The following is a 23388-nucleotide window of genomic DNA, read 5'->3' as shown; positions in this document are numbered from 1 at the left end:
CATTGACGGTTGTGCCCCTTTCGCCAGCAAGGCTGGCTCCTACAACGATTGGTGCAGGAGCCAGCCTTGCTGGCGAAGGGGTTCACTCACTTGGTCTTGGCAACCCAGGCATTGAAGCGCTGCTCGAGGTCTTCGCCGTTGTTGACCCAGAACTCGCTGTCCATCGGGATGGCCTGTGCCAGGTTGTCCGGCGCGGTGTTCAACTGCGCCGCCAGTGCAGGGTCAAGCAGCCCGGCGGTATGCAGGTTGGTCGACCCATAGCCCAGCTTGGTGGTGTGGATCTTCTGGTTTTCCGGGCGCAGCGAAAACGCGATGAAGTCCTCGGCCAGGGCCTTGTTCTTGCTGCCCTTGGGGATCGCCCACGAGTCGATGGCGTAGATGCTGCCATTCCATACCGTGTGCACATTGGCGCCGGCCGCCTGTGCGGCGAACACCCGGCCGTTGAACGCGGTGCTCATCACCACGTCGCCGCTGGCCAGGAACTGCATCGGCTGCGCACCGGCCTCCCACCACTGGATGTCGGGCTTGATCTGGTCCAGCTTGCGGAATGCACGCTCCACCCCTTCCGGCGTCGACAACACCTTGTACACGTCGGCATACGGCACGCCATCGGCCATCAGTGCCGCTTCCAGGGTGTACTTGGCGCCCTTGCGCAGGCTGCGCTTGCCCGGAAACTTCTTGGTGTCCCAGAAATCGCTCCAGCCGGTAGGCGCCTGCTTGAGCTTGTCGCCGTTGTAGGCCAGCGCCATCGACCATACCAGCAGGCCGCCGCCGCAGTCCGACAGGGTGCCGGGCACGAAATCCGCTTCCTTGCCGATACGGTTGAGGTCCAGGTGTTCGAACAGGCCCTCCTCGCAGCCACGGATCAGTTCGGCACTCTCGACCTGCACCACGTCCCAGTTGACGCTGTTGGTGTCGACCATGACCTTGATCCGGCCCATTTCGCCGTTGTATTCACCCGCTACCACCTTGCTGTGGCTGGCGGCGGCAAAGGGGGCGTAGAAGGCCTCGGTCTGTACATCCTTGCTGGCACCGCCAAACGAAATCACGGTGATTTCGGCAGCAAGGGCGTTGGCGGCAAAAGCACTGAGCAACACGGCGGCAATGGTGGTTCTTTTCATGTCTACCTCTGTAATTTATTGGTTTTGGCAGAGTTGATACACGCTGGGCGTCCTTTCGGGTGGTCGCACTTCAGCTTCGGTAATCCACCTGATCACCACTGATCAGGCGCAAGGCGGCGGTCCAGGCCAACAGGTGGAGTTGCTGATCGAATTCGGCGTCGGACTGCTGCGCGGTCAGTTCGCAGACCGCTTCGTCCGGCAGGCGCAGCGGCGAGTTGCCCGCCAGTGCCTGTACCTGCGCCTGGCAGGCGCGCTCCAGGAAGTAGATCTGGTTGAAGGCTTCGGCAATGCAGCGCCCGGCGGCCAGCAGGCCATGGTTGCGCAGGATCATCGCCATGTGCGGGCCCAGGTCCCTGACCAGGCGCTCGCCTTCGGCCGGGTTCAGCGCAATGCCCTCGTAGTCGTGGTAACCCAGGCGGCGATAGAACTTCAGCGCATGCTGGGTGATCGGCAACAGCCCCTGCTCCTGGGCCGACACGGCCATGCCGGCAGCGGTATGGGTGTGCACCACACAGGCCAGGTCCGGACGTGCGGCGTGGATCGCCGAATGGATGTTGAAGCCGGCACGGTTGACGCTGCCGGCGTCATAGCCAGGGTCGATGGTGTTGCCGTGGTGGTCGATCTTGATCAGGTCCGAAGCGCGCATTTCATGAAACAGCACGCCGTAGCGGTTGATCAGGAAATGCCCCGGCTCGCCGGGGACACGGGCCGAGATGTGCGTGTCGATCAGATCGGTCATGCGAAAGTGGGCCAGCAGCCGGTACAGCGCTGCCAGATCGCAACGGGTCTGCCACTCTTCGGGCGAAACCTGCTGCGCGTCGATCCGCGGGGTGTTGGGGTGCATCGCGCCTCCTTGTTCATGGTATGTTTCGGGCACTTGGCCCGCCGGCATGCAGGGATGTTGCAGCAGCCCCCGGCGGCCCACCATGCACAGAACGCGCTGGTTGTGCCGGCCCTGTTATGGTGTTTTCACCAGTACACCCACCGCCACACCCTCGCCTGACGGATGTTTTCTATGATGTTGTTGGATGCCAGCTCGTCGCAGTCGCTGGTCAACCAGATCGTTGCGGGCATCACCCTCGCGATCAACGAACAGCGCTTGCGCCCGGGCACCAAGCTGCCCTCCATCCGCAAGTTCGCGCAAACCCACAAGGTCAGCCATTTCACCGCCGTCGAGGCTTATGACCGGCTGGTGGCCCTGGGTTACCTGACGGCGGTGCGCAATGCCGGCTTCTATGTACGCAGCGCCCCCGACACCCCCGCCCCGCCGCCGATGCCCAGTGCCAGCGACGATGCCTTCGACTTCGACGCCTACCTGCTGCTGCAGAAGGTGTTCCAGCCGCTGGGCATGGACCTGCGCCCGGGCATCGGCCTGCTGCCCGAGCCCTGGAGCGACGATGACGGGGTGCAACGCAGCCTGCGCGCCCTGAGCCGTCGCGACCCGAGCGAGTTCACCGGCTACGGCCATGCCAAGGGGTGCGCCAACCTGCGCGCCCGGCTGGTGGAGAAGCTGCTCGATACCCGGGTCAACGCCCACCCCGAGCAGATTCTGCTGACCAGCGGCGCCAGCCATGCGCTGGACCTGCTGGTGCGCTACCTGGTGCACCGCGGCGACAGCGTGCTGGTGGACGAACCGGGCTACCACAACCTGTTCCTCAACCTGCGCCTGCAGGGGGCCCGCCTGCTGGGGGTGCCACGCACCCGCGACGGCATCGACCTGGACGTGCTCGAGGCGCAGATCCGCGAACACCGGCCCAAGGTGTTCTTCACCAACACGCGCCTGCAATGCCCCACCGGCACCAGCCTGACACTGGCGGTGGCCCACCGTCTGCTGCAACTGGCGGAAAAGTACGACTTCCTGATCGTGGAGAACGACATCTACGCCGACCTCGACCCGTCCGACCAGCAGGCGCTGGCAGGCATGGACCAGCTGGCGCGGGTGATCTATGTGGCCAGCTTCTCCAAGAGCATCGCGCCGTCGCTGCGGGTGGGGTTCGTTGCCGCGCACCGCGACCTGATCGACGAACTGGTGCCACTGAAGATGGCCAGCGGCCTGACCACCTCGGCAATTGCCGAGGAACTGGCACTGGAGGTGCTGCTGCAGGGGCGCCACCGCAAGCACGTCAAGCAGTTGCAGGCCAACCTGGCCCTGGCCCATGAACAGGTGGCGCGCAAGCTCGAGGCGGTGGGCATGGAGATCTTCGTCAAGCCCCATGCGGGGTTGTTCCTGTGGGCCCGTCACCCCCAGGTCGAAGACGCCACGGCACTGGCCATGGACGCACGCGAACACAAGATTCTGCTCGCGCCCGGGCAACTGTTCATGCCCGATGCGCGGGTGGTGCCGTGGCTGCGTTTCAATGTGGCGCACGCGCAGGATGAGCGGATCTACCGGCTGTTGGAGCAGGCCGCGCACTGACCGGATTCGACTCGCCTCTTCACCAGTAGGCGCCGGCCTTGCCGGCGAAGAGGCCCGCCCGGGCGCCCCCCCCGCAGGTCCGGAGAATCAGGCATGACACGCAGAGGATTGCCGGTGGGCACGCCCGTTGCCCGCGCGGACAATGCGCCGCCTCTATCGTCATTGCTTTTGCGAGGTTCCCCCATGTACACCGCCATCGGCTACGCCGCCCAGTCGGCCACCACACCCCTCGCCCCCATGACCTTCCAGCGCCGCAGCCCACGCCCCGACGACGTAGCCATCGAGATTCTCTACTGCGGCGTGTGCCACTCCGATATCCACCAGGCCCGCAACGAATGGGGCATCGCCGTGTACCCGCTGATGCCCGGCCACGAAATCGTGGGCAAGGTCACTGCCGTGGGCGCCAGCGTCAGCCGCTATCAGGTGGGTGACCTGGTGGGTGTGGGCTGCATGGTCGACTCCTGCCGCCACTGCCAGGCCTGCGCCGCCAACCTGGAACAGTACTGCCTCGAAGGCCCGACCATGACCTACGCCACCCCCGACCGGGTCGACGGCAGCAACACCATGGGTGGCTATTCCAGCAGTATCGTGGTCGACCAGCATTTCGTGGTGCGCATCCCGGCCGGCATGGACCTGGCCAGCGCCGCGCCGATCCTCTGCGCCGGTATCACCACCTATTCGCCGCTCAAGCACCACGGGGTCAAGGCCGGGCACAAGGTCGGCATCCTCGGCATGGGCGGCCTGGGCCACATGGGCATCAAGCTGGCCAAGGCCATGGGCGCCGAAGTCACCCTGTTCACCCGTTCGGCCAGCAAGGCCGAGGAAGCCCGCCGCCAGGGCGCCGACCATGTGGTGGTGTCCACCGATGCCGCGCAGATGGCCGCCGTGGCCGGGCACTTCGACTTTCTGCTCGACACCATCCCGGTGCAGCACGATCTCAACCCCTACCTGGAAACCCTGAAGTTCGACGGCGTGCACATCCTGGTGGGCCTGATCGAACCGGTGGAGCCGCCCCTGCACGCCGCCAACCTGGTGCTCAAGCGCCGCGTACTGGCCGGCTCGCTGATCGGCGGCATCGCCGAAACCCAGGAGGTGCTGGACTTCTGCGCCGAGCACGGCATTTGCTGCGCCATCGAGATGCTCGACATCCAGCACATCAACGAGGCCTACAGCCGCATGATCGCCGGCGACGTGAAGTACCGCTTCGTGATCGACATGGCCTCGCTCAAGGCCTGAGCCCCCGCCTCACAGGTTGAAGCGCCCCAGCAGGTGGTGCTGTTGCCCCACCTGCTCCACCATCACCGCACACTGGCGCACCTGCACCTGGGTGCCTGCGGCCACTTCATGACTGATGTCGCGAATGGTCGTGGTGTTGCGGTTGATCTCTTCGCTGGTGGCGCTCTGCTGCTCGGCCGCGGTGGCGATCTGGGTGTTCATGTCGTTGATGCGGGTGATCGCCTGGCGAATGCGCACGAGCCTGTCGTTGGCCGCGCCCGCCTCCTCGGCGGTCTTGCCGGCGCTGTCGCGGTTGTGCTGCATGCGCGACTCGGCGTGGCGCACCCCGGCCTGCAGCTGGTCGATCATCTGGCGGATCTCCTGGGTCGACTGCTGGGTGCGCGAGGCCAGCGTGCGCACCTCGTCGGCCACCACCGCGAAACCTCGCCCCGTCTCGCCGGCACGTGCAGCCTCGATGGCGGCATTGAGCGCCAGCAGGTTGGTCTGCTCGGCAATGCTGGTAATCACCGCCAGGATCGACTCGATGTTGTCGCTGAGGCGCGACAGGTCATTGATTGCATGGCCGGTGTCGTCCATTTCGCTGGCCAGTTGCCGGATCGCCGCGGTCGAGCGTCGCACCACGTCCTCGCCGCCGTGTGCTTCCTCGTCGGCAATCACTGCGGCCTGCGCCGCTGCCTGGGCGTTGCGCGCAACGTCTTCGGCGGTGGAGGCCATCTCCTGCATGGCCGTGGCCAGCTGGTCCAGCTCCTGCAACTGGCGCTGCAGGCGTTCATCGGTCCGGGTGGCTTCGGCCGACGTCAGGTGGGTGCTCTCGCGCACCTGGTTGGAGGTGCTCATCACCTGATGGATCAGGTTCTGCAGGTTGCCCAGAAAGCCGTTGAACTCGCGCGACACCAGCGCCACCTCGTCATTGCCGCCGTCGGGCAGGCGCCGCGTCAAGTCGCCGTCGCCCTGGTTGACCTCATGGAACGAGCGGTGCAGCAGGTCCAGCGGCTTGAGCAGGCGCCCGAGCAGCAGGCCCAGCACCACGAGGCTCACCAGCACGCCGAGCAGCGTGGCCAGCACTGCACGCCAGGTCAGGCTGTCGGCCTCGGCCATCACGATGCGCTGGTCGAGCACCACGCCGATCAACCAGTCCATGCCCTCCAGGTAGGTCAGCGGGGTGAAGGACACCAGTGAATCGTGATCGCCGGTTCTAACCGTCTGCAGCTGGCTGTCCAGCGCCGGGTGCTGGCCATCGAACAGGCTGCTGTAGGGCTTGCCGTTGTACTGGCTGTCGGGGTGGGAAATGATCGTGCCGTTGCGGCTGAGCAGAAAGGCATGGCCGGCGCCGTTGAAGTCCAGGGTATTGATGGCATCGGCCACGCTCTTGAGGCGGATATCGCCGCCCAGCACGCCGGCGAAGGTAGCGCCATCGTGGAGGCGCGTGACCGCCGAAATCAGCGTTTCGCCAGTGGCCGAGTCGATGTAGGGCTCGGTGAGCACCGCCTTGTCGGCGCCCTTGGCGACGGCATACCAGGGCCGTGTGCGCCCGTCCCAGCTCGCATCGGGGCGCCAGCTGGGCGTGTTGGTGAGGGGTTTGCCGTCGCGTTGCAAGGCGCCGAATATCAGGATGAACTCGTCCTTGAGCATCGGGCTGTCGATGATGCGCTGGGTGTTTTCAGGGCTGTAGCGGCTGTCGATGACCTGCGCCACCAGGCCCATGAGCTTGAGCTTGGCGTTCAGCCAGTTCTCGATCTGCCGGGCCAGGGCACCGCTGGACTCGGCGATGCCGGCAGACACTTGCTTGTGCAGGGCCTCGCGCACCTGGCTGACCTGCGTGACCGACAGCAATCCGGTGGTAATGAACAGCAATGTGGCGGCCGCCAGGCCAACCTTGTGAACGATCTTCATGCCTGCACTCCGTGCCGAATCGAGCAAACGGGCATGCTAGGCAGGCGTACTGGCACACTGCAATCAACGTTGCGATGATTGCCCGGTGCCGTAATGGGGATTGTTTACCGGCATCACGGCCACTGCTTGTAGGACGAACCCGGCGGGCGGCATCCGCGCCGCGGGCAGGCAAAAAAAAACCAGGGCCGTTTGCGGCCCTGGTCTTTTTCGTCATGGTGCCTGTCAGCCCTTGAGCTGCCTGGCCGCACGCACGTGCATGAACACGCCCATCAGTGCCACGATGGCCGCCGCCGCACCGGTGGAAAACACCAGTACCTGGTAGTCCGGCACAAAGGCCATGGTCACCAGGCACCCGATGATGAACACGATCACCAGGTAGGTCAGCCACGGGAACAGCCACATCTTCAGGCGGATTTCCTTGCCCTCGGCTTCCAGCTTGCGACGCATCTTCAGTTGCGAGAACGCGATCACCAGGTACACCAGCAAGGCGATCATGCCGGTGGTGTTCATCAGCACGTCCAGCACGTCTTTCGGGCGCAGGGTGTCGCTGAAGTTGATCAGGGCGACGAACACCGCCACCGAGCACGAACCGATGATGGCGAACACCGGCACACCGGTACCGGCGCGGGTGATCTTGAAGAACGACGGTGCATCACCGCGGGTCGACAGCGAGAACAGCATGCGCGAGGCGGTGTAGTGCGCCGAGATCAGGCAGCTGCTCACCGAGGTCAGCACCACGAAGTTCATCACGAACTCAGCGCCCGGAATGCCCAGCAGTTCCAGGGTACGACGGTACGAACCGTAGCCCGACTGGCCCATCAGCGGGTCGTTCCACGGCACCAGGGCCACGATCAGGAAGATCGAACCCACATAGAACAGGCACACACGCCACACCACCGAGTTGGTGGCCTTGACGATCTGCTCGGACGGGTTCTTCGACTCGGCGGCCGCGATGGTCACGATTTCGGCGCCCAGGAAGGCGAACATCACCCCCAGCATGGCCACCACCACTGCCTCCACCCCATTGGGCATGAAGCCCTGGGCCGTAAGGTTGCTGATGCCGTGGACCTCACCGGTGGGCCACAGGTTGGCCACGGCCAGCCCGCACACCACAAGGAAGCATATGATCGCCACCACCTTTATCAGCGCGAACCAGAATTCGAACTCCCCGTAGTGCTTGACGTTGAAGAAGTTGACGCTGATCAGCACCAGGGTAGTGGCCAGCACGAACACGTTGACGCTGATGGAGGGGAACCAGCCGTGCAGGATCTTGCCCGCCACATAGGCTTCCCAGGCCATCAGGATGACCCAGAACCACCAGTACAACCAGCCGATGGTGAAGCCTGCCCAGCGCCCGATGGCGCGCTCGGCGTAGGTGGAGAACGAGCCGGTGTCTGGCGAGGAGGTGGCCATTTCACCCAGCATGCGCATGATCAGCACCACCAGGATGCCGCCGGCCAGGTACGCCAGGATGGCGGCCGGCCCGGCGCTGTGGATCACACTCCCCGAGCCCACGAACAGCGCACCGCCGATCACCCCGGCGATGGACATCATGGTCAGGTGGCGCGATTTGAGCGAAGCGCTAAGCTTGCTCTCGGGCTCCACCTTGGAGGATGTGGAAGTCGATGTAGCGTCCATCAGTTGTCTACCCCTTGTTTTTCTTTTTCCAGCGAACACGCAAGACCGGCGAATGCCGGGCTTCATTGCTCGTCAGTGTCTGATTGTGTACGGGATGGATCGCAAACCCGGCGGGCATCCATGGCCTTGAAGGTCGGCAATCGTGCTGTGCACGCCCGGGGGCTTGCCCCTGGCGGTAGTGATCGGGCCTCTCAACATGCTTTAGCTGGCGAATACAGACCCCTAATGTAAAAATGTACGACACAGAGAGCCATGCACAGCGCCGTGAAATATGCACTGCACTGTACAGGCCGCCAATGCAGTACACCCCCGTTCCCTGCAGGCGCCAGGCGTTACGCACCCTGAAGGCACAGCCCCAACATGCTTGAATTACGACCCGACTCCGCCCCCCCGCTCGTCAACCAGATCATCAACGGGTTGCGTGAGTTGATCGAGAACCAGACCCTCAAACCCGGTGCCAAGGTACCGTCCATCCGCGCCTTCGCCGCCACCTACTCGGTCAGCACCTTCACCGTGGTCGAAGCCTACGATCGGCTGGTGGCCCAGGGCCTGCTGGTCAGCCGCGGCAATGCCGGCTTCTTCGTCAACCGCTCGGTCAACGAGCGCATCGAAAGCCAGGCCAGCGACGCCGAGCCGGGCAAGCCGGAGTTCAACTCCGAGTGGTACCTGCAGAACATCTTCGAAAGCCGCCAGCTGGCCTTCAAGCCCGGCTGTGGCTGGCTGCCCAACGAGTGGATGTTCGAGGACGGCCTGCGCCGCGGCCTGCGCCAGGTGGCCGGCAGCGTGATGGAACTGAGCGGTTACGGCGACCCCATGGGCCTGCTCGAGCTGCGCACCCTCACCGCGCAGAACCTGGAACAGGATCAGCGCATCGTGGCCAACCCCAACCAGCTGATGCTCACCCACGGCGCCAGCCAGGCGCTGGACCTGGCGGTGCGCACCCTGGTGCGCCCGGGCGATGTGGTGCTGGTGGACGACCCGGGCTACCCCAACCTGATGAGCATCCTGCGCTTTCAGGGCGCCACCCTGATCGGGGTGCCGCGCACCCCGGCCGGGTATGACCTGGAGCATCTCGAGCGGCTGCTGGCCCACCACCGGCCCACGGTGTTCTTCACCCAGCCGCACCTGCACAGCCCCACCTGCTCGCGCACCCCGCTGGCGCAACTGCACCGCCTGCTGCAACTGTCGGCGCAACACGGCTTTCGCCTGGTGGAGAACAACCTGTACGCCGACATGGTGGCCGAACCGCAACCGTGCCTGAGCAGCCTGGACCACCTGCAGCAGGTGGTGTACGTGGGCAGCTATTCCAAGAGCATCTCGCCGAACGTGCGGGTGGGCTACATGCTGGCCAACCCCGAACTGATCCAGAAGCTGCTGCAACTGAAGATGCGCTCGGGCCTGACCACCTCACAGGTGATGGAGCGCGTGGTGTATGCGGCCATCACCGACGGGCGCTGGCGCAAGCACCTCAAGCGCCTGCGCCAGCGCCTGGCCGAGGCGCAGCAGGAGGTCAGCCGGCGCCTGAACCGCCTGGGCTTCGAGATTTTCGTCGAGTCCGACGAGGGCATGTACCTGTGGACCCGCCACCCGCAGATCGCCAACAGCGCAGCGCTGGTGGACGACGCCCTGGAGCGCGGCATCATGATCGGCCCCGGCCAGTTGTTCATGGTCGACGCCCAGGCCACCGGCTGGATGCGCTTCAACGTGGCGTTCAGCACCGACCCGGCCTTGTGGCAGCAACTGGAAAAGCTGTTCGCCCGTCACGCCGCCTGAACCTGCGCAATTTTGTTCAATACGCCGCCCCCGGCCCCGCCACACACTTCCTGGACCCACATCCATAGAAGTGAAGGTTACATGGAGCAGTTCCTGATCATTGCAGCAGCGCACTTTCTGGCGCTGCTGTCACCCGGGCCGGATTTCTTCCTGGTGGCACGCACCTCCCTGGCCACCAGCTGGCGCGTGGCCAGCGGAGCCTGCCTGGGCATCGCACTGGCCAACGGGGTATTCATCGTCGCCGCCTTTACCGGCGTGTCGGTGCTGCAGCCGCACAGCACGCTGTTCATCGTGCTGCAACTGGCCGGTTGCGCCTACCTGCTGTACCTGGGCTGGCTGTTCATCCGCCATGCCGGTGCCAGCACGCTGGAGGTTGCCCCGCAGGGGTCGCCGGCACCGTCGCCCGCGGCCACCACCTGGCTGGGCGCCGCCGGCATGGGGGTGGTGTCCGGCATCCTCAACCCCAAGAACGCGCTGTTCTACGCCAGCCTGGCGGCCATGCTGAGCGGGCCGCAGGCAAGCCCTGGCTGGAAGCTGGCCTACGGCCTGTGGATGTTCGGCGTGGTGCTGGCGTGGGACCTGCTGGTGGCGGTGGTGATCGGCAACCGACACGTGCGCCGCCGCTTCGCCCGTGCCCTGCCGTGGCTGGAGCGGGCCACGGGGGCGATGCTGGTGCTGCTGGCGCTGGGCGTGATCGCGGTAATGGCGCTGGGCTAGCACCGGGGCGTGGGGTAGGCTATGAGGCTTCTTTTACCTGTTTTCAGGGATACCTATTGGCCGCTGCATGGGGCACAGTCGCCCCCACCGCGCGCCCGAGACTGCCCATGCCTATCCAGACGACTGTTCCCGAACCCACGCTGCTCGCGCCGGTACTGCTGGTGGAGGACGAGCCACTGATCCACCGCCGCCTGGAAGCCCTGCTGCTGCAACTGGGCTACCGGCCCGAGGCCCTGCTGTTCGCCAGCTCGCTGGCCGAGGCCCGCGCCTGCCTGGCGGCGCAGCCGGTGGCGCTGGCGCTGGTAGACCTGGGCCTGCCCGACGGCAACGGCATCGAGCTGATCGAAGAGATGCACGCCACCGACCCCGGCCAGGCGATCCTGGTGATCTCGGCATGGAGCACCGAAGACACCCTGCTCGCGGCGCTGCGGGCAGGCGCCACCGGCTATGTGCTCAAGGAACGCGACGACCTGGAGATCCTGTTGTCGCTGCGCAGCGTGCTGCGCGGCGGCGCCCCCATCGACCCGTTCGTGGCCCGGCGCATCATCGAGGAACTGCGCCCGGGGGCCGCCCAGCCGGTCGACACCGCCGATGGCGAACGCCTGACCCCGCGTGAAGACCAGATCCTGCGCCTGGTGGCCGAGGGCCTGGGCAACCGCGAAATCGCCGAACAGCTGAACCTGTCGCGCTACACCGTCGAATGCCACGTCAAACGCATCTATCGCAAGCTGGCGGTGTCTTCGCGCACCCGCGCCATCCATGCGGCACGCACGCGTGGTCTGCTCGATTGAGAGGCCTGATGGCGTGCTGGCTGCTCGTCCTGTGCCTGTCGGGTGCAGCGCAGGCTGCAACGCCGGGCGATGCAAGCTGCACCGTGCAGGTGCTGTCGGTAGCCGCCGCCCAGGGTGATGACCAGGGCAACCGCCCCGAGGCCGGCCCCTGGCAGGCCGTGACCCTGCCCGACGACTGGAGCCGACGCTGGCCGCAGCACGACGGCACGGTGTGGTACCGCCTCCAGTGGCAGCGCGACTGCGCGGCCGGTCAACGCATGCCGGTGGCACTGACGCTGCGCTCGGTGATCATGGCCGGCGAAGTGTTCGTCAACGACCAGCGCCTGTGGCGTGACAGCCAGCTGAGCGAGCCGCTGTCACGCAGCTGGAACATGCCCCGCTACTGGCACCTGCCCGAAGGCCTGTTGAACGAAGGCGTCAACACGCTGTGGGTACGTGTGGTGGGCCTGGCGGTACAGTCACCCGGGCTGGGGCCGGTGTACCTGGGGGATGAGGCCTCGGCACGCCAGCTGTATGAAGAGTTGCTGTGGACCAACCGCTCGTTGTTCGTGCTCAACCTGACCGTCTCGGCGGTGCTGGGCGGGCTGTTCTTCTGTATCTGGGTGATCCGCCGCGAGCAACGTATCTTTGGCTGGTATGCGGCCATGGCCCTGTGCTGGGTGCTGTTCATCGCCAATATACTGATGACCAGCCCCTGGCCCTTCTCCACCACCCTGATGGCTGCGCGCTTCAACGGCATCGCGCTGGTGATGTACGTCACCTGTTTCTGCGTGTTTGTCTGGCGCTTTGGCGGGCAATCGCTGCCGCGCCTGGAGAAGGCACTCTGGCTGCTGACTGCCGCACTGGTGGCCTTGATGGCACTGGCCCCGGATGCCCGCGTCGGCAACGCGCAACTGGTGGCGGTGCTGAGCACGGCGACGGTGTTTTTCCTCAACTGCCTGCAGTTTCAGCTGCATGCCTTGCGCACCCGGCGGCCCGAGCATGTGTGGCTGGCCGCCAGCCTGCTGGTATTCATGCTGGCCGGGGCCCATGACCTGCTGATAATGCTGAAGCTGATCGGCGAAACGCCCGCGTGGACACCGCTCACCAGCGTGGTGACGACCCTGTGCATGTCGGTGGTGCTGGGCTTGCGCCATGCGCGCAGCGTGCGCCGCATCGAGCGCTTCAACCTGGAACTGGCCGAAGGCATCGAGCGCGCTCGCGGGGAACTGGCCACCACCCTCGAACGCGAACACGCCCTGGCGCTGACCAACTCCCGCCTGCAGGACCGCCTGCAGATCGCCCACGACCTGCATGATGGGCTGGGCGGTTCGCTGGTGCGCATGATGGCCATGGTCGAGCAGGCCAGCACGCCGCTGCAGGGCCCGCAGTTTCTGTCGATGCTCAAATTGCTGCGTGATGACCTGCGCCAGACCATCGACAATGGCTCCAGCGCCGGCATCAAGGTGCCGGCCACGCCGCAGGAATGGATCGCCCCTCTGCGCCATCGCTTCACCCAGCTGTTCGACGAACTGGATGTGACCTGCACCTGGCACTTCGCCGCGCAGTGGTGCACACCGCCCAGCGCCTTGCAGTGCATGGCGTTGACCCGCCTGGTGGAAGAGTCGCTGACCAATGTGGTCAAGCACAGCCGTGCCCGGCATGTGCGGGTTGAGCTGCAGCAGCCGCAGCCCGACAGCCTGGAGCTGAACATCGAGGATGACGGTATCGGCTTCGACGTGCTGGCGGTACAGCGCGCCGGGGTGAGCGTGGGCATGCGCAGCATGCATGCGCGCATCGCCCGGGTGGGCGGTCAGCTGGAGGTGGTTTCGCTGCCGGGTTGTACGCGGCTTGTTGCACGCCTTGCGCTGCAACGGGAGGTGCCGGCCAGCGTGTGAGCCGGTACTGCAGGCATTCGCTTGGCCGGCAAGGCCGGCCCCTGCAGGGGTTGTGCTGCTCTGCAGGGGCCGGCCTTCCCGGCGAACGCGCTACTTCACATCGAAACGGTCCAGGTTCATCACTTTGGCCCAGGCCGCCACGAAGTCGCTGACGAACTGCTGCTGCGCATCCGCACTGGCATACACCTCGGCCACGGCCCGCAATTGCGCGTTCGAGCCGAACACCAGGTCGACCCGGGTCGCGGTCCACTTCACCTGCCCGCTTTTGCGATCACGCCCTTCGAACGCCTGAGCGGCCTCGGACACCGGCTTCCACTCCACGCCCATGTCCAGCAGGTGGGTGAAGAAGTCATTGGTCAGCGCCTGCGGCCGCTGGGTGAACACGCCATGGCTGCTCTGGCCCACATTGGCCCCCAGCACCCGCAGGCCGCCCACCAGCACCGTCATCTCCGGTGCACTGAGCGTCAGCAGTTGCGCCTTGTCGATCAGCAGCGCTTCGGCCGGCACGCGGTAGTGCCCCTTGAGGTAGTTGCGAAAACCATCGGCAATGGGTTCGAGAAAGCCGAACGACTCCACGTCCGTCTGCTCCTGGCTGGCATCGGTGCGCCCCGGCGTGAACGGCACCGTGACCGTATGCCCGGCGTTTTTCGCGGCCTGCTCGACACCGGCGTTGCCCGCCAGCACGATCAGATCGGCCAGGGAGATCTTCTTGCCACCGGCCTGCGCCCCATTGAATTCGTTCTGGATGCCTTCCAGGGTCGCGAGCACGGCGGCCAGCTGTTCGGGCTGGTTGGCCTGCCAGAACTTCTGCGGGGCCAGGCGCAGCCGCCCGCCATTGGCACCGCCGCGCTTGTCCGAACCCCTGAAGGTGGAAGCCGCCGCCCATGCGGTGGACACCAGCTGCGCCACCGACAGGCCCGAGGCCAGTACCTTGGCCTTGAGCGCGGCGATGTCGCCGTCATCGACCAGCGGGTGGTCGACCTTGGGAATCGGGTCTTGCCACAGCAGCTCCTCAGCGGGCAGTTCCGGGCCCAGGTAGCGCGACAGCGGGCCCATGTCACGGTGGATCAGCTTGTACCAGGCGCGGGCAAAGGCATCGCTCAGCTGGTCGGGGTTTTCCAGGTAGCGGCGCGAGATCTTCTCGTAGATCGGGTCGAAGCGCAGCGACAGGTCGGTGGTCAGCATGGTGGGATTGCGCCGCCTGGATGGGTCGTGGGCGTCGGGGATGATACCGGCGCCGGCGCCGCCCTTGGGCGTCCACTGGTGGGCCCCGGCCGGGCTCTTGGTCAGCTCCCACTCGAAGCCGAACAGGTTCTCCAGGAAGTTGTTGCTCCAGCGGGTCGGGGTGGTGGTCCAGGTCACTTCCAGGCCGCTGGTGATGGTGTCCGGGCCCTTGCCGGTGCCGAAGCTGTTCTTCCAGCCCAGGCCCTGTTCCTCCAGGCCCGCCGCTTCAGGCTCGGGGCCCACGTTGTCGGCCGGGCCGGCGCCGTGGGTCTTGCCGAAGGCGTGGCCGCCGGCGATCAGGGCCACGGTTTCCTCGTCGTTCATGGCCATGCGCCCGAAGGTCTCGCGAATGTCCTTGGCGGCGGCGACCGGGTCGGGGTTGCCTTCCGGGCCTTCCGGGTTCACGTAGATCAGCCCCATCTGCACTGCGGCCAGGGGGTTCTCCAGGTTGCGGCCCTGCTCGGTACGGCTTTCTTCATTGCCGTGCTGCTCGGGTTCGGCCACCAGGGTGCCCTCGCCCGGCGGCTGCATGGCTTCAGGGTCTTTGCCGTATCGCGTGTCGCCGCCCAGCCATTTGTTCTCCGAACCCCAGTACACGTCCTCGTCCGGCGCCCACACGTCTGGGCGACCGCCGGAAAACCCGAAGGTCTTGAAGCCCATCGACTCCAGCGCCACGTTGCCGGTGAGCACGATCAGGTCGGCCCAGGAAATCGCCCGCCCGTACTTCTGCTTGATCGGCCACAGCAGCCGCCGCGCCTTGTCGAGGCTGACGTTGTCGGGCCAGCTGTTGAGCGGCGCGAAGCGCTGCTGGCCGGAGCCGGCGCCGCCGCGCCCGTCGCCGGTACGGTAGGTGCCGGCACTGTGCCAGGCCATACGCACGAACAGTGGCCCGTAATGGCCGAAGTCGGCCGGCCACCAGTCCTGCGAGTCGGTCATCAGCGCGGTGAGGTCCTGCTTGAGGGCCTGGAAGTCCAGGCTCTTGAACGCCTGGGCATAGTCGAAGCCCTCGCCCAGCGGGTCGGCCTGGGGCACGTGCTGATGCAGGATCTTCAGGTTGAGCTGGTTGGGCCACCAGTCACGGTTGGTGGTGCCACCGCCGGCGGCATGATTGAACGGGCATTTCGATTCAGTTGCCATGTGAGAGCTACCCTTGGTCGAGTTCATGTCGCCAGGCAGCCCTGCCAGGGCGCCGTGGCAACGTGCGAAATCAGTTACACAGGTTGCATCGTCAACGACTCGAACGGCTGAGCGCCGCGATCTTGTCTCTTCATCAGGATGGGTCGGCCAGCTGGCGCCGGCACCGAACTAAGGCTAGTTCGCCGCCCCCGAGTCGGCAAATAGCCGCAGTATTGGTGGGTGATAGCCATAATCTCTTATACGGAACCCGCCAGGGAGCAGAAGGTAGGACAAACGCTCGCTGAGCCGTGCACCGATAACGCAGGCGTAGTCAGGGCGAGCGACCACCCCACGGGAGGCTCGCCCCATGGACATGCGCCCGCGTTCAACCGCCATCCACGAGGCCGGTCACGCCTTGGCCGTGTGGTGGAACGGCCAGCCCATTGCACGGGTGACCGTGCTGACCCACGCCCAGGCCGCCAGCGGCCCGCTGATCGACCTGAACGGGCGTGCGCACTTTGCCGAGGGGCTGGTGGAGGCGGACTACCTGATCGTGCACCCGGCCTTCGCCGCCCGTGGCATTGCCGAGTACCTGCCCTCCCTCGTCGAACCCATCGAGCGCGACCTGCTGCACTGCTTTGCCGGGCCCGTGGCCGAAGCCATCCACCGGCACGCACGCTATGACCGGGTCTTGCGCGGCAGCGGCCGTGGCGACCGCTGCCGCGGGCATGAACTGATCAGCCTGTTGCCCGCGCACAAGCTGCTCGATGCCGAGGCCCTGGCCATCGCCCGGTCTGGCTGCCTGGTACGCCGGTACTGGGCGGGGCTGGTAGCAGTGGCCGACCTCTTGCAGGCACGGGGCGTGGTGGACGGCGAGCGAGTCAGCGCGTTGCTGTGCCAGGTGACTGGTGAATCACCGGCACAAGGGCCCGCAAGCCTGCGCGAGCTTGACCCTGAGGGCGGGTCCGACCGGAGGCAGGCCACCCGGCAAAAGCGTTAGCGCTTTTTGCAATAGCGCAAAAAGCTGAGCTACAGTCGTAAAAGGCGCATCTGATACGTATTTATCAGGAGAAACTGATCTGTATCCACGGATGTTCACATCATGCAGGGATGAGCAACGATGGATCACTGGACAACGGAGCAACTGCGTCAGCTGGTGTGCTCGAAGGACTTGGACAGCCAGTTGGCGCAATTGGAAAAGCTGCTTCGGTGCCTGGGTTTCGACTGCTACGCCTTCAGTTTCACCACCCCGACCTTTTCGATCACACAAAGCAACTGCCCCAACCCATGGGGCGAGCGCTACCGTCGCCATGAGCCTGCGGTCGTTGAGCCCCTGCTTGCGCACAGCCGGCACTCATCCTTCCCGTTGCTGTGGACACCAGAGGCTTTCACCAGCCCCCCCGAGTTGTGGGCAGGCGCGCAGGATCACGGCGTTTGCCTCGGCTGGACCCAACCCTTTCACGATGAGCACGGCAGGTTCAGCAGCTTGAGCGTGATACGCCAACACCCGCCCGTGACCGTCAATGAGCTTTACCGCAAGGGGGCCGCGGTGCTGTGGCTGGTGCAGGTGCTGCATGCGACGGCGGCCGCTCTGGTGAATGACCCGCAGGGGCCGTCATCATCCGAGTGACCCGCAATGGGGTTCGCCAGCGCCACATGGGATATCCTCGCTACCTGACCCGTTCAAAGATCGAGTGGAAGACCCATTGAAATTGCTGAAGGAAAACAGAGAAATCCTCCTGTCTGGAGAGGAAGCCATCCACCTTGTCGCCGATATCGAATACATGCTCATTTCCCTGAGAGACATTGCCCGCCATTACTACAAGGATGTTGATGGCGACATCAGCCCAGGCAACAGAGCGCTGTATTGCGAAGAGACGACACGGTTCATCGATGAAAACCAGATCACCCGTCGACTGGCCGCCATGCGAAGAACAATCACTGAAAAGTTCAACCTCGAGCTGGGCTGCGACGACATGGATGACATTGAAAGAGCGATGGCCGAGATGGACTACTGGAAGCCCAAACAGGCAACGTAGCCAGCTACGTTGCTTGCACAAAGGCAGGCATGAGCCCTACTCGACCATCAACCCTCGACGCACTCGCCCCGCCCGTTTGTAGGCCCTGACCACCGTGTTGGTCTCACACGAGATGATCCCCTCCAAGGATCCCATGCGGGCGGTCGAGACGGTCCATAGATCATGGATATCACGGCACAGCACATGCCAGAACAGCTGCGAGCCGCCACTGGTGCCAAACAGGCAACGCGTGTGTTCATCCTTCGCCAGTTCCTGGGCAATGCCCTCCGCCGCACCCGGTCGAGTCTGCAACGACACAATCGCCTCTACCCCATAGCCCACCAGCAACGGCTCGAGCTCCACACGAAATGTCAGGGCATTGCTGTCGACGAGCCCACTCAGCATCCGCTGAACCTTCGGCTCACTGACTCCACATGTCTCGGCAAGCACGCCCAGGCTGGCCCTTCCATCCAGGGTCAGGGCGCCGAGTAACCGCATTTCGTCAGCACTCAGGCTCACAGGCCCGGCCAGCACCGGCTCGGTAGGCACCGAACCATCAATACGCCAGCGGCTGGCTCGTCGGAACGACCTGAGCACCACCTGCGTCTGAACCTGCCTAACCCCCGGCACCAGCGGCAACTCCCGCACCACCATGTCAGAAAGCGCTTCCACGCTGGGCAGGTTGATCTCGGTGAAGATGTCGAACTCGCCCGTTGTCGCCATCACAACCTGCGTCTGTGCCCACTGCGCCAGGTGCTGCGCCACTTCGCTCTGACGACCGTCTGCTACCCGAATCCAGGCATGCAGCACCGGGCCACTCCCCACCACAACCGGGTCGAGCTCGCCGATCACCCGGATATACCCGTTGTCCATCAAGCGTTGCAGGCGACGCGAAAGCGTACGCTCCGCCACATCGCAGCCGGCGCTCAGATCCCGCCAGGTGCCGCGAGGGTTCGCCTGCAGTGCAATCAGGCAGGCCAGATCCGCGTCATCCAACGCAAAATGTCTTTTTTCATCCGAATCAACGGTTGACGAGACCATATCCTTACAATACCTTCGCTCAAGTGGCCAAATTAATACAAAAAAACGCCGCATATGTCTAAAAACAATTACAACTCAAACCCAAAGGCACAAGCCAATGAATTATGCGACTCAAACGTCCGAAGCGGCAAAGCCGCAGGTATCAACCGCGCGCAAAATTGCTGCTGGCAGCATTGGCAATGCGGTGGAGTGGTTCGATTGGACGATCTATGCGTCGTTCGCGGTGTTCTTTTCCACACAATTCTTTCCAAAAAATGACGAAACGGCGTCCCTGCTGGCGACCTTCGCGATTTTCGCCGTGGGGTTCTTCATGCGCCCGATCGGTGGCTGGGCCCTGGGGATCTACTCTGATCGCTATGGCCGCAAATCGGCACTGGGGGTCACCATCCTGCTGATGGCAGGCGGGTCCCTGATGATCGGCATCACCCCCACCTACGAGAAGATCGGCCTGCTCGCGCCGGTCTTGCTGGTGATAGCGCGCCTGATGCAAGGCTTGTCGCTGGGCGGTGAATACGCTTCAGCCTCTACCTACCTTGCCGAGTTGGCGCCGGACCACCGTCGCGGGTTCTTTTCGAGCTTTGTGTTCTTCAGCTCCGCCGCGGGCATTCTGACCGCCTCGGCGATCGGCTGGGCGCTTACCACCCTCCTCACCGAGGAACAGATGAGAGAGTTCGGCTGGCGCATTCCGTTCCTGCTCGGCGCCCTGGGCGGTATCGCAGGCATCTGGCTGCGTATGTCGGTACCTGAAGCAGAAGCCTCCACGCCGCCAACCGCAGACAAGGTAGAGAAGCAACCGCTGCGCACCCTGCTGCGCGATTATCCGTGCGAGACCCTGCGGATCGTGGGCTTTTCGATCCTGAGCACCTTTGCCTTCTACCTGTTCGTCATCTACATCCCGACCTATGCCATCCGTGCGCTGCACGTGGAGTCCTCGACAGCGTTCGCAGCAAACACGGTTGCAATGGTCGCGTTCATGCTCGTGCACCCACTCTTCGGCATGCTCTCTGACAAGTTCGGGCGCAAGCCGCAACTGATCGTGTTCGCCCTGGGCTACCTGGTGTTCTTCTACCCGATCATCACCAGCATGCAGCCGACGTTCTCGTCGATCCTGATGGTGGAGCTGTTCGGCCTTATGCTCTACGCGCTCTATACCTCCATCGCCCCGGCAATCATGTCCGAACAGTTCCCCAGCCGCGTTCGCGCCGTCGGCATTGGTGCTCCCTACAACCTGATGGTGGCGCTGCTGGGCGGTACCACGCCGTATCTGCTGACCTGGCTGCAGAGCAACGGTCAGGAGAGCTGGTTCTTCTACTACGTGCTCGCAGGCGCCGCGCTCACGCTTGTGACCTTCATCAAAATGCCGGAAACAGCCGGAAAGCCACTGAAATAGTCACTGGCTCGAACAACGCCATGCAATCCCCGCCAACGAGTATCGGATACGGGGATTACCGACCCACACCGCTTAGAACCTAGAACCCATGCTCGAACGATCCGAAGCCCTATGTTTCCAGTCTGCCCTGCAGATTGCCCATCTGATCGCTACCCGGCAGATCACCTCGCGTGCCGTCACGCACTACTTTCTGGACCGCATTGCTCGCGGCAGCGAGCTCAATGCCTTTACCGCAGTGTTCGCAGAGCAAGCCCTGGCGGCAGCCGATGCCGCCGACAGTGCGCTCGAGGCAGGCCACCCTTTGAGCGCTTTGCATGGCGTACCGGTCGCCATCAAGGACAACATCGAAATCGCCCATACCCCGGCATCGGCAGGTTCGTTGAGCCGCCTGAGCACTGTCAGTGCCGTGACCAGCACCGTCGCGCAACGATTGCAGGCGGCCGGAATGGTTATCCTGGGCAAGACCCAGATGACCGAATTTGCGTTCGGCCTGTCCGGGCAGAACCCGACCCGAGGCACGCCCTGGAACCCGTGGGACACAACGCTGCATCGCGCCCCGGGCGGTTCCTCTTCAGGTGCGGCGGTTGCTGTTGCCGCAGGGCTTGTACCTGTTGCAGTGGGGGGCGATACCGGCGGATCGATCCGAGCCCCCGCATCGCTCAATCATCTGGTCGGCTTCAAGCCATCCAGCGGGGTCATCAGCGTGCACGGTGTGGTTCCGCTTGCGCCCAGCCTCGACGTGCTGGGCCCGATCGCCCGTGATGTTGGCGACGCCCATGCACTTACGGCCATCCTTGCCAGCCCGTCTACCGGCAGTGGGTCGAGCGTTCAGGCCGACCTTGCAGGTGAGCTGGTACCAGCCAAGCCGGGCACGGTGTTCGTACTGGACCAGAGCGCGTTCCCAAGTGCGCTGTCCGTGGGCGCTCGCCGGGTTTGGGATCAGGCCCTGGTCACCCTGGAAAAGGCCGGCTGGACGCTCCAGAGCTGGGTTCCAGAGGATGAGTTGAACATTGGCCGGCTGTCCGAGTGCAACTCGATGATCATTGCCTATGAGGGGTATCGCGAGTTCGGCCACCTTGCACATGACCCCGCGCAGCCGCTCTGGGAGGTGGTGCGCAATCGCATCCTGGCCGGCGCGGCCATCAGCCGTGACGACTACGAACACGCCGTTGCACAGCGTGCCCACGCCGCCGAGGCCTTCAGACGAGCGATCGGCTCATCCGGTGTTCTGCTGATGCCGGTCAGCGGTCACGGGGCCCTGCCTCTTGATGACCAGGACGCTGCTCACGTGAGCATCGGCACGTTCAGCCGCGCCAGTAACTACCTCGGCACCCCGGCAATCGCCCTACCCGCCGGATTCGATGAAGCACAGATGCCGATTGGCGTGCAGCTGCTGTCACCGGTATCTACCGACATGCACTTGCTGAACATGGCGAGCGCCATGGCGCCTGCACTGTTGCTTGACGAGCGCAAGCCCGAGCTGGGGCGGTGGGGGCTTTAAGCCCGGAACAACACTCGCGTAGCACCTGGCGCAACGTCTTCAGTGATGTTGCGCAGGTGTCATCCAGGCAGACCATCGCCGTGCGCTGCGATCGTCAGGCCGTTGCAATGCGAAGACTTTTCTACCCATCTCCGGTACTGGCGGGTGCGAAAGGCCATGGCGGCCTGTTGCAGGATCAGCGCGAACAACGGTGAAACACTCGGGTCGGGATTTTTTATTGCGACTGAGTTTACGCAGTTGAAACTTCACTACGGCCATGTTCGCCAAGGCGTGCAGTATTCGCGAAGCGCTGAACAACCTCTTCGATCACGCCAGGGGTCATCGGGGCGGCCAACCATCACGCATTGAATTCAGGCTCGACCACTGTCGCTACGCCACTGGCATCAGCGCTTCGTCACACCACTGTTGATGCAATCGTTCTGGAACGCCAGCCATACGCCAACACCATCAGCAGCCCCAGAGCACCCATCGACGCTCCGGCCAGGGAAATGGCCGGATAACCCAACCCGGCATTGATCACCGCTCCGCCCAGTGCTGCGCCAATCGCGTTGCCAAAATTGAAGGCGCCAATGTTCACCGCAGAGGCAAGATTGGGCGCGTCTTTCGCTGCTTCCATCACACGCATCTGTAGTGGCGGCACCAGGGCGAAACTGGCGATACCCCATATCAGGATGGCCAGAGCGGCCGGCACCGCCCAACGCATCAGCAGGGTGAACGCCAGCAAGACGAGAATCAGAACGCTTAGCGAGACGATCAAGGTGCGATCTATCGAGCGGTCGGCGGCCTTGCCGCCCCACAGGTTGCCCAGCGTCAACCCCACCCCGAAAAGAACCAGCATGCCAGTGATATAGGCGGTGGAACCATTGGTCTCGCTGCTGAGGATCGGCGCGATGTAGGTGAAGACAGTAAACATCGCGCTCGACCCGACTACGGTCAGGGCCAACGCGCCCAGCACCGGACCGCGTCCCAGTACTCGAATTTCGGCCATTACACCGACGCTTTGCGACGTCTTCAGGTTAGGCAGGGCGAACCATAATGCGGCCATGGTCACCACGCCGAGGCCGGTAATTCCCCAGAAAGCGGTGCGCCAACCGAACAGTTCACCAAACCAGGTGGCCAGCGGCACACCGCCGATGGTCGCCAAGGTCAGGCCCATGAACATAGCCGCCACCGCCCCGGCACGTTTTTCCGGGGCGACCACGCTGGCGGCGACGATGGAGCCAACGCCAAAAAATGCACCATGGTTCAGTGAGGTCACCACCCTGGCGACCATGAGGCTGTAGTAATCGGTGGCCAGGGCTGACATCAGATTACCCAAGGTGAAAATCCCCATGAGCCCGATCAGCAGATAGCGTCGGGGAATCCTGCCGGTGGTCAGGGTCATCAGCGGTGCGCCGAGCAATACGCCCAGCGCATAGGCGCTGACCAGCAAACCGGCAGCGGGAATCGAAACGCCCAGATCCTGAGCGATGCCCGGCAACATGCCCATGGGGGCGAATTCTGTTACGCCGATGCCAAAGGCACCGATGGCAAGTGCGACAAGTGGTGGATTGATACGCATGGAAGGCTCCTTATCTATGCCGCCAATGCTACGATGCAGTTTTTTAACGCGGTAGATAGCATTTTTGGCAATCAC

Annotated in this window: 18 protein-coding genes and 1 pseudogene; 11 read left to right on the top strand and 8 right to left on the bottom strand. The window is 64.3% G+C overall.

What is annotated here, in order from left to right; genetic code table 11:
* Positions 1 to 86: 86 nt before the first annotated feature.
* The gene (locus N0B28_RS10115) at positions 87 to 1121 is read right to left on the bottom strand and encodes an ABC transporter substrate-binding protein (protein ID WP_043861695.1); all 1035 of its coding nucleotides are present in this window, start codon (positions 1119 to 1121) and stop codon (positions 87 to 89) included.
* A gap of 70 nt (positions 1122 to 1191) precedes the next feature.
* The gene (locus N0B28_RS10110; protein WP_078481037.1) at positions 1192 to 1965 is read right to left on the bottom strand and encodes a class II aldolase/adducin family protein; all 774 of its coding nucleotides are present in this window, start codon (positions 1963 to 1965) and stop codon (positions 1192 to 1194) included.
* 171 nt (positions 1966 to 2136) lie between these two features.
* Between N0B28_RS10110 and N0B28_RS10105 the strand changes: the two genes are divergently transcribed.
* Both N0B28_RS10105 and N0B28_RS10100 read left to right on the top strand, forming a co-directional pair.
* Complete coding sequence (locus tag N0B28_RS10105) at positions 2137 to 3537, top strand: PLP-dependent aminotransferase family protein (RefSeq protein WP_043861693.1); 1401 nt, start codon at positions 2137 to 2139, stop codon at positions 3535 to 3537.
* Positions 3538 to 3720: 183 nt separating this feature from the next.
* Entirely contained in the window at positions 3721 to 4773 is a 1053-nt protein-coding gene (locus N0B28_RS10100; RefSeq protein WP_275731645.1) for an NAD(P)-dependent alcohol dehydrogenase, read from the top strand.
* Between the two features lie 9 nt (positions 4774 to 4782).
* On the opposite strand, the gene N0B28_RS10095 is transcribed toward N0B28_RS10100, so the two are convergent.
* Together N0B28_RS10095 and N0B28_RS10090 are read right to left on the bottom strand one after the other, a co-directional pair.
* Positions 4783 to 6666: a methyl-accepting chemotaxis protein gene (locus tag N0B28_RS10095; protein ID WP_275731644.1), complete on the bottom strand. Its 1884-nt coding sequence runs from the start codon at positions 6664 to 6666 to the stop codon at positions 4783 to 4785.
* Positions 6667 to 6888: 222 nt separating this feature from the next.
* A complete protein-coding gene (locus tag N0B28_RS10090) occupies positions 6889 to 8304 on the bottom strand; it encodes an amino acid permease (protein ID WP_043861690.1) in 1416 nt (471 codons plus the stop codon).
* A 360-nt stretch (positions 8305 to 8664) separates the two neighbouring features.
* Here N0B28_RS10090 and N0B28_RS10085 point away from each other — a divergent pair, with 360 nt between their 5' ends.
* From N0B28_RS10085 to N0B28_RS10070, 4 genes are all read left to right on the top strand, one after another.
* Entirely contained in the window at positions 8665 to 10077 is a 1413-nt protein-coding gene (locus N0B28_RS10085; protein ID WP_043861689.1) for a PLP-dependent aminotransferase family protein, read from the top strand.
* A gap of 81 nt (positions 10078 to 10158) precedes the next feature.
* Positions 10159 to 10794 (top strand): LysE family translocator, encoded by a 636-nt coding sequence (locus N0B28_RS10080; RefSeq protein ID WP_043861688.1) that lies wholly within the window; start codon positions 10159 to 10161, stop codon positions 10792 to 10794.
* A gap of 107 nt (positions 10795 to 10901) precedes the next feature.
* Complete coding sequence (locus N0B28_RS10075) at positions 10902 to 11585, top strand: response regulator transcription factor (RefSeq protein WP_043861687.1); 684 nt, start codon at positions 10902 to 10904, stop codon at positions 11583 to 11585.
* 8 nt (positions 11586 to 11593) lie between these two features.
* The gene (locus N0B28_RS10070) at positions 11594 to 13462 is read left to right on the top strand and encodes an ATP-binding protein (RefSeq protein WP_275731640.1); all 1869 of its coding nucleotides are present in this window, start codon (positions 11594 to 11596) and stop codon (positions 13460 to 13462) included.
* A gap of 90 nt (positions 13463 to 13552) precedes the next feature.
* On the opposite strand, the gene katG is transcribed toward N0B28_RS10070, so the two are convergent.
* On the bottom strand, positions 13553 to 15823 hold the full coding sequence (katG, locus tag N0B28_RS10065) for a catalase/peroxidase HPI (protein WP_275731638.1): 2271 nt from the start codon (positions 15821 to 15823) through the stop codon (positions 13553 to 13555).
* 346 nt (positions 15824 to 16169) lie between these two features.
* On the opposite strand from katG, the gene N0B28_RS10060 reads away from it, so the two are divergent.
* The 3 genes from N0B28_RS10060 to N0B28_RS10050 all read left to right on the top strand — a co-directional run bounded on the left by N0B28_RS10060 (position 16170) and on the right by N0B28_RS10050 (position 17841).
* The gene (locus N0B28_RS10060) at positions 16170 to 16802 is read left to right on the top strand and encodes a hypothetical protein (RefSeq protein WP_275731636.1); all 633 of its coding nucleotides are present in this window, start codon (positions 16170 to 16172) and stop codon (positions 16800 to 16802) included.
* Between the two features lie 120 nt (positions 16803 to 16922).
* Complete coding sequence (locus N0B28_RS10055) at positions 16923 to 17432, top strand: autoinducer binding domain-containing protein (RefSeq protein ID WP_275731634.1); 510 nt, start codon at positions 16923 to 16925, stop codon at positions 17430 to 17432.
* A gap of 76 nt (positions 17433 to 17508) precedes the next feature.
* Positions 17509 to 17841 (top strand): hypothetical protein, encoded by a 333-nt coding sequence (locus N0B28_RS10050; RefSeq protein WP_275731632.1) that lies wholly within the window; start codon positions 17509 to 17511, stop codon positions 17839 to 17841.
* 36 nt (positions 17842 to 17877) lie between these two features.
* On the opposite strand, the gene N0B28_RS10045 is transcribed toward N0B28_RS10050, so the two are convergent.
* The gene (locus N0B28_RS10045; RefSeq protein ID WP_054914269.1) at positions 17878 to 18861 is read right to left on the bottom strand and encodes an Lrp/AsnC family transcriptional regulator; all 984 of its coding nucleotides are present in this window, start codon (positions 18859 to 18861) and stop codon (positions 17878 to 17880) included.
* A gap of 97 nt (positions 18862 to 18958) precedes the next feature.
* Here N0B28_RS10045 and N0B28_RS10040 point away from each other — a divergent pair, with 97 nt between their 5' ends.
* Both N0B28_RS10040 and N0B28_RS10035 read left to right on the top strand, forming a co-directional pair.
* Positions 18959 to 20251 (top strand): MFS transporter, encoded by a 1293-nt coding sequence (locus N0B28_RS10040; protein ID WP_275731629.1) that lies wholly within the window; start codon positions 18959 to 18961, stop codon positions 20249 to 20251.
* An 88-nt stretch (positions 20252 to 20339) separates the two neighbouring features.
* A complete protein-coding gene (locus tag N0B28_RS10035; RefSeq protein ID WP_275731628.1) occupies positions 20340 to 21752 on the top strand; it encodes an amidase in 1413 nt (470 codons plus the stop codon).
* Between the two features lie 59 nt (positions 21753 to 21811).
* Here N0B28_RS10035 and N0B28_RS10030 read toward each other — a convergent pair.
* Together N0B28_RS10030 and N0B28_RS10025 are read right to left on the bottom strand one after the other, a co-directional pair.
* A pseudogene (locus N0B28_RS10030) lies at positions 21812 to 22037 on the bottom strand (hypothetical protein); the annotation flags it as partial.
* A 109-nt stretch (positions 22038 to 22146) separates the two neighbouring features.
* Complete coding sequence (locus tag N0B28_RS10025) at positions 22147 to 23313, bottom strand: MFS transporter (RefSeq protein ID WP_275731626.1); 1167 nt, start codon at positions 23311 to 23313, stop codon at positions 22147 to 22149.
* Positions 23314 to 23388: the final 75 nt, after the last annotated feature.

Origin of the sequence: Pseudomonas sp. SD17-1 (genome assembly GCF_029201585.1) — a bacterium.
GTDB lineage: Bacteria > Pseudomonadota > Gammaproteobacteria > Pseudomonadales > Pseudomonadaceae > Aquipseudomonas > Aquipseudomonas palmensis.
This window is presented reverse-complemented; position numbering and strand designations above follow the sequence as displayed.

Coding starts and splice junctions, on each gene's coding strand:
- N0B28_RS10115 (WP_043861695.1), bottom strand. CDS start 1,121: ATGAAAAGAACCACCATTGCCGCCGTGTTGCTCAGTGCTTTTGCCGCC.
- N0B28_RS10110 (WP_078481037.1), bottom strand. CDS start 1,965: ATGCACCCCAACACCCCGCGGATCGACGCGCAGCAGGTTTCGCCCGAA.
- N0B28_RS10105 (WP_043861693.1), top strand. CDS start 2,137: ATGATGTTGTTGGATGCCAGCTCGTCGCAGTCGCTGGTCAACCAGATC.
- N0B28_RS10100 (WP_275731645.1), top strand. CDS start 3,721: ATGTACACCGCCATCGGCTACGCCGCCCAGTCGGCCACCACACCCCTC.
- N0B28_RS10095 (WP_275731644.1), bottom strand. CDS start 6,666: ATGAAGATCGTTCACAAGGTTGGCCTGGCGGCCGCCACATTGCTGTTC.
- N0B28_RS10090 (WP_043861690.1), bottom strand. CDS start 8,304: ATGGACGCTACATCGACTTCCACATCCTCCAAGGTGGAGCCCGAGAGC.
- N0B28_RS10085 (WP_043861689.1), top strand. CDS start 8,665: ATGCTTGAATTACGACCCGACTCCGCCCCCCCGCTCGTCAACCAGATC.
- N0B28_RS10080 (WP_043861688.1), top strand. CDS start 10,159: ATGGAGCAGTTCCTGATCATTGCAGCAGCGCACTTTCTGGCGCTGCTG.
- N0B28_RS10075 (WP_043861687.1), top strand. CDS start 10,902: ATGCCTATCCAGACGACTGTTCCCGAACCCACGCTGCTCGCGCCGGTA.
- N0B28_RS10070 (WP_275731640.1), top strand. CDS start 11,594: ATGGCGTGCTGGCTGCTCGTCCTGTGCCTGTCGGGTGCAGCGCAGGCT.
- katG (WP_275731638.1), bottom strand. CDS start 15,823: ATGGCAACTGAATCGAAATGCCCGTTCAATCATGCCGCCGGCGGTGGC.
- N0B28_RS10060 (WP_275731636.1), top strand. CDS start 16,170: ATGGACATGCGCCCGCGTTCAACCGCCATCCACGAGGCCGGTCACGCC.
- N0B28_RS10055 (WP_275731634.1), top strand. CDS start 16,923: ATGGATCACTGGACAACGGAGCAACTGCGTCAGCTGGTGTGCTCGAAG.
- N0B28_RS10045 (WP_054914269.1), bottom strand. CDS start 18,861: ATGGTCTCGTCAACCGTTGATTCGGATGAAAAAAGACATTTTGCGTTG.
- N0B28_RS10040 (WP_275731629.1), top strand. CDS start 18,959: ATGAATTATGCGACTCAAACGTCCGAAGCGGCAAAGCCGCAGGTATCA.
- N0B28_RS10035 (WP_275731628.1), top strand. CDS start 20,340: ATGCTCGAACGATCCGAAGCCCTATGTTTCCAGTCTGCCCTGCAGATT.
- N0B28_RS10025 (WP_275731626.1), bottom strand. CDS start 23,313: ATGCGTATCAATCCACCACTTGTCGCACTTGCCATCGGTGCCTTTGGC.